Raw genomic sequence first — 5,517 nt, 5'->3', positions numbered from 1 at the left:
CTTAAAATTGAATCTAATGAAAATGCCATTCCTAAATAAATATAATAAGGCGTAAAACTACGAAATTTATAGATTGAAGCCACTTATAACCTGAAATGAAATGTGATTTTTATTTAAAAAAAGGCATTTTATACCTATATTTGTTTTAAAGTACATAAGCAACTAACATTTAGAGCCATGAAAGTTCGTAATAACTGGCAAATTGAGTGTAATCACTCCCCTGAAACCATAGACCGCATCTTATTACCTATTCGTAAAAGAGGTCTCTCCGTGATTAGTTTGAACTACAAACACAATCAAGGATTAGATGCAACATGCATCATTGAATTTGAAACCGAAGAAAACGATGTGGAGCGCGTATATAAAAATATGCTCCGTATACAAGATATCAAATCTGTTCAAAAAATCAGTTAATACAAACAGATATATTCTTTTACAAAGAGACTGTTATTATGCAAATAAGACAGTCTCTTTTATTATAAGTGGATTATAAAACATGAAATTCAGAAGCCGAAAGCTCTTATCAATCCCATTCATACTATTCTCTAGTGCTTGTATCGCAATCTTTATTTTTAAAACGCGCATTAATGACGTTTATGATACTACAATCAAACAAATATATTTTAAAGATATCCTATTAGAAAAGGATTCTTTATCATTAAATAATTTCACAAATCTGTCTAAAATAGAGCGTTTAGATACAAGCTCACAAATAAACAATATAGATTCTACAACGAGCGTTGCATTCAACACTATTGAAAATAAGTTTGTCAAAAGTACCTTAGAAATAGACCCCAAACTACATGGTAAAGAAATAAAAGCAAGAGATTTAAAACAACTACATCAATATAATTCTCGAATTCGACTGAATGCATTTTTTGATCAATTTCAAGATGGAGACTATATGACAGGTTTTGAGTTTTCAAATTTATATCGAAGAGACCCTACCATAAACAAATTAACAAAATCAACGATTTGTGGATTTATAGAAAAAAATATCCGCATTTTGGTAAAAACAAAAAATACGTTTACAATCGAAACCCTAGACACGGCAGGCATTCATACAAAAATAAAAATCCCCTTTGTTGAAGATTTAAGAATAAATATATCGAATGGTGCTAAAATCCATATAGGAAAAACATTTACATCAACCGAAAAAATATTCAATAAATCGGTGCTTCTTCCCATACAATTAGAAGGAATAAACATTTTACATAACCGTCAAAAATTTCCAATAAGTGGCTATGTAAGTGGAGATTACTACTTTATTAATTATTCAAAAAGTAAGATGGCATATAAACTTCGTTAATTTAATTGATTCGATTGACAACAATACTGTTACCTTTCTCTATCTTCATAGTATTCATATAAAGAATTTATAAACAACCATAATTTGCAATTTAACCTATTTATACGTTTTAATCACTCCCTTAAATTACTAATTAGCGTAAGTGCTTTTTTATTATTCCAACCGGTTAGTAAAGCACAAGAATTAGTCACCAATGGAGGATCAGAACAATTGTATTATTTTGGGTGGCAAGTTGCTACATCAGGTGATTTCTGGGTACAGGGTACCCAAGTCACACCTCACAGTGGAACGTATCATTTTTATCCAAACAGCACAGTCAATGCTAGTTCAGAAATGTTTCAAGATATAGGTGTTTCCGCCAATGCAGTATCTATTGATGCAGGCACAGCATTTTATATGTTTTCTGGTTGGCGCAATGGATATAGCAGTGGTGATCAAGATCTCTCTCAAATAATCGTAGAATATAGAGATGCATTGGGCACTGTTTTGAGTTCTTATACTACTTTAAGTACACATTTTAACGCATGGCACAACGATACAGATAATCGCTATGCACCTATAGGAACAAGATCAATACGCATACGACTTATTAGTTTGCGCGTTACAGGAACAGACAACGATGGATATTATGATGACATATCTCTTTCGACATGTACCGCACCAAGTTCCGTTTTTATATTCCCAAGTATACCAACTCATGTATGTTTGGGAACAAACTTAGTTGTATCTGGAATTGCAATACCATCAAATTTGAATTATCATTATACATGGATTAAAGATGGCAACCCTATAACAACCATCAGCAATACATTTGCGCCCTATTCCAAACCAGTAACTGTAGCTAGTGATGCAGGGATTTATACACTAAAGGTTCAAGATGGCACTTCAAATAATGCAGCATGTTCAAATACAGCAAGCACAACTTTCTTCATTGATCCACTTCCAGTTGCTGGCACTATAAGTACCAATCAAGAAATCTGTATAAATGGAACAGCTAATGCACTTACAGGAACAGTGAGTACGGGAGGTGTAACATTGAAATACTATAAATGGGAGCATTCAACTTCATCTACAGGCCCATGGTTAACCAGTCAAAATTACAATACAACTGCAACGGGATTTGCTCCAGGAATATTAAACAATACGACGTATTATAGAAGAATTGATTCTTCGGGATCATGCTTTGGGGTTCCAACAAATACAATAAAAATTCAAGTCAACAACAATGCTGTTATAAATTCAATTACTTCTTTAGTACGAGATACACTTTGTATTGGAGAAAATTTTCAATTAACAGGAAATGTCAATACAAGCTCCCAACCTTCACTTAATGGAGGGTATTATTTTTATTGGAGAAAAGTACAAAATGGCATTATCAATACTGCTACAACACCTAGTACAACATTAGCAACATATCCATCCATTCCAAAGCTGGCTACAGTATTAGACTCTGGAACATATTATCTAGTTGTTCAAGATGGACCCAATGCAACACTCTGTAAAGATTCGTTAAAAATAGTTATACGAGTAAATCAAGGGCCTACGTCAAAAGCTCTCATACAAAGTCATCAGGAATTGTGTCTGGATGATCCAGCAACGATACTAACTGAATTGACCCCTAGTTTGGGTATTGTAGGTGGAATCAATTCCTACCAATGGTATACCAGTCAAGATACAACAGGAACACCAACCTTATCAAAAATACCAATAGCCTCAAGTGGAACAGATTACAATCCTGGCACGCCGATAACTACGAAATACTACGTTCGTAAAGATTCTGTAAAATATTGCACAGCCATTCAAACAAATTTTATTAAGGTGCGCGTTAATAATACACCCATACTAGACAGTATACGCGCAACCGTAAATGACACTCTATGTGTAGCTAATTTAGACCAATTTCAATTGAAAGGTTATGTTGATAGCCTTACCGCTGGAAAGCAATCTATAAATGGAGGTTATTATTTCACTTGGAAAAAACTACAAGAACCCGCTACAATACCTACTATTGTGAGCGCAACTGCTCCATATACAGATTATCCTGCATTAAGTAGACCCGTAGTTGAATTAGATTCAGGGACGTACTTCCTCACCGTACAAAGATGGTATAGATGCTAAGAAATGTTCAAATTCTATGTTTCTTAAAATCACCGTAAAGTTAACCTGTACTATATTTTCATGCACGTCTCCTGATTTTGTATCCATTAAAGTATCCCCAACAAGCAATACAACATTGTGCGAAGGCAATACATTATCGTTAGAGAAAGATGTGATTACATTCCCTTTAACACCGCCTTCTTTTGGTTATCAATATTCTTGGATACGAACAAATACAATGGGTACAGTAGTCGTACAAGGTCCCACTTCAACATACGAAGACTTAGTAATTAATTCTGTGACTGAATTAGATAGCGGCCGATATCAACTTCTAGTTATAGATGGAGCATTATCACCATCCTATTGCTCCAAACTATCACAACCAATTTCCATAAAAATAAACACTTCGTTAACGCGTGCGTCAATTGGTAATGACACAATCATTTGTAAAGGTAGTGCCATACTACCATTTAAAGAAAAAACATCTAATACAGGTGGGACAGGAAGTTACACGTATCAATGGCAATCATCTTCGGACAATACTATATTTTCAGATATATCTGGCGCAACGTTAATGAATTATCAATCTCCTACTCTATTAAATACAAGCTATTTTAGACGAGTAGATCAATCAGGTTCATGCAACTTAGCAACAACAGATACGATCACAGTAACTACATCGACAGGCGTTATTCCTGGCACCATACAATCAGTCAACCAAACACTTTGCTTCAATACAAAACCTACACAAACAATTATTGGCATCACTGATGCATCTGGAGGAACAGGTGGAACGAGCTCAATTCATTATCAATGGCAAGTTTCGTCTGATAACGCAAATTGGTTAGACATTATCGGAGCAACATCAAAAGATTATTTAGAAACCAATAAGCTTATGGATACGACGTATTATCGTCGCAAAGTAGATATGGGACCTGGGAATTGTGACACCACCTATACAACACCTATCCAAATAAATGTGTTTGGCAAAAATAATCCCGGAGTAATATCAAAGGATAGCAGTATTTGTGCAGGAGCTACGATACAGATAAAAGAATCGACTAAAGCCTCTGGAACAATTAATTCCTATCAATGGATAATGTCAACAAGTAAAGGTTATTTATGGATCGATGCTCCAGGAAATTCTACCTCAAAAGAATATACGACTCCTGGACTTTCAGATACCACTTGGTATAAAAGAATTATAAAGACACCATGTAAAAATGACACAAGCAATCTTGTAATCGTCTCCGTAATAACAAGGCCTATCGTGTCGGCAGGAAATGACACTCTGGTTTTTAAAAACTCCATCATCCATTTAAATGGCAGTGTAGTTGGTTCAACAAATTATGTGTGGAGTCCGTATACAGGATTAAACAATCCCACGGTATTAAATCCTGAAGCCAAAATTATATCAAGTATCCTATATATATTAAGGGCGTTCGACCCTTCTGGAAAATGTTCTACTGATGGCATTGTGCGCATTTTTGTAAAACCACCATTAATTATACCAAACGTAATTACACCAAACGGAGATGGCGTAAATGACACTTGGACTATTGCTGATATACAAGAATATCCTAATGCTACATTTGTGATATATAATCGTTGGGGTAATATTGTTTGGAAAGCTTCAAACAACTCGATTGAATGGAATGGCACGAACTACCGAAATGGAGAAGCCCTTCCCGATGGAACGTATTTTTATATCATCGATTTAAAAAGTATATCTTACGATGAGGCACTAACTGGATATGTGCAATTGATAAGATAGAATTTTAAATTTAACGAGTCTATTTATAATATTCTCCTATATAAATATTATAAATAGATTCGTTTGTGTTTGTCATTTTAGATGCTTTTTCCCGAAACCCAATCAATAGCTTTTTGTTCCTCTTTGTGTTCAAATACTTTAAACTCACCAGGCATTAATACACTAAATATATCTGTAAATATTTTCACTGCTTTCACGTCAGAAACGATGGCTGCTCTTTTCCATTTTGTAAGATTTTTAATACCTAAAATAGCATCCTTAAACCAAGCCCCCATCGTGAAGTTGCTCTTTCCGTCTAAAAGTTGGACCACTTAAGCAGCGGTTTTAAAGATATAAA

At 34.5% G+C, this 5,517-nt stretch carries 5 protein-coding genes; 4 read left to right on the top strand and 1 reads right to left on the bottom strand.

The genetic code is table 11. The features are described 5' to 3' along the window. Positions 1 to 177 precede the first annotated feature (177 nt). The 4 genes from Q0543_RS11475 (at position 178) to Q0543_RS11460 (ending at position 5,180) form a co-directional block, all read left to right on the top strand. The gene (locus Q0543_RS11475; RefSeq protein ID WP_299252946.1) at positions 178 to 414 is read left to right on the top strand and encodes a hypothetical protein; all 237 of its coding nucleotides are present in this window, start codon (positions 178 to 180) and stop codon (positions 412 to 414) included. Between the two features lie 82 nt (positions 415 to 496). Next, positions 497 to 1,309 carry a hypothetical protein gene (locus Q0543_RS11470; protein WP_299252943.1) on the top strand — a complete coding sequence of 271 codons (813 nt, stop codon included), beginning with the start codon at positions 497 to 499 and terminating at the stop codon, positions 1,307 to 1,309. An 84-nt stretch (positions 1,310 to 1,393) separates the two neighbouring features. Next, positions 1,394 to 3,427 carry a hypothetical protein gene (locus Q0543_RS11465; protein WP_299252941.1) on the top strand — a complete coding sequence of 678 codons (2,034 nt, stop codon included), beginning with the start codon at positions 1,394 to 1,396 and terminating at the stop codon, positions 3,425 to 3,427. Between the two features lie 16 nt (positions 3,428 to 3,443). Further along, positions 3,444 to 5,180 (top strand): gliding motility-associated C-terminal domain-containing protein, encoded by a 1,737-nt coding sequence (locus tag Q0543_RS11460; RefSeq protein ID WP_299252939.1) that lies wholly within the window; start codon positions 3,444 to 3,446, stop codon positions 5,178 to 5,180. A 77-nt stretch (positions 5,181 to 5,257) separates the two neighbouring features. Here Q0543_RS11460 and Q0543_RS11455 read toward each other — a convergent pair whose 3' ends face one another. Next, on the bottom strand, positions 5,258 to 5,491 hold the full coding sequence (locus Q0543_RS11455; RefSeq protein ID WP_299252937.1) for an STAS/SEC14 domain-containing protein: 234 nt from the start codon (positions 5,489 to 5,491) through the stop codon (positions 5,258 to 5,260). Positions 5,492 to 5,517: the final 26 nt, after the last annotated feature.

This window comes from uncultured Cytophaga sp., from assembly GCF_937863595.1.
Taxonomy (GTDB): Bacteria; Bacteroidota; Bacteroidia; order Cytophagales; family Cytophagaceae; genus Cytophaga.
The sequence above is the reverse complement of the archived record's forward strand: the minus strand, read 5'-3'. Positions and strand labels throughout refer to the sequence as shown.

What these genes read in the sequence shown, in the direction of transcription:
- Q0543_RS11475 (WP_299252946.1), top strand. Translation starts at nt 178, where the DNA reads ATGAAAGTTCGTAATAACTGGCAAATTGAGTGTAATCACTCCCCTGAA.
- Q0543_RS11470 (WP_299252943.1), top strand. Translation starts at nt 497, where the DNA reads ATGAAATTCAGAAGCCGAAAGCTCTTATCAATCCCATTCATACTATTC.
- Q0543_RS11460 (WP_299252939.1), top strand. Translation starts at nt 3,444, where the DNA reads ATGTTTCTTAAAATCACCGTAAAGTTAACCTGTACTATATTTTCATGC.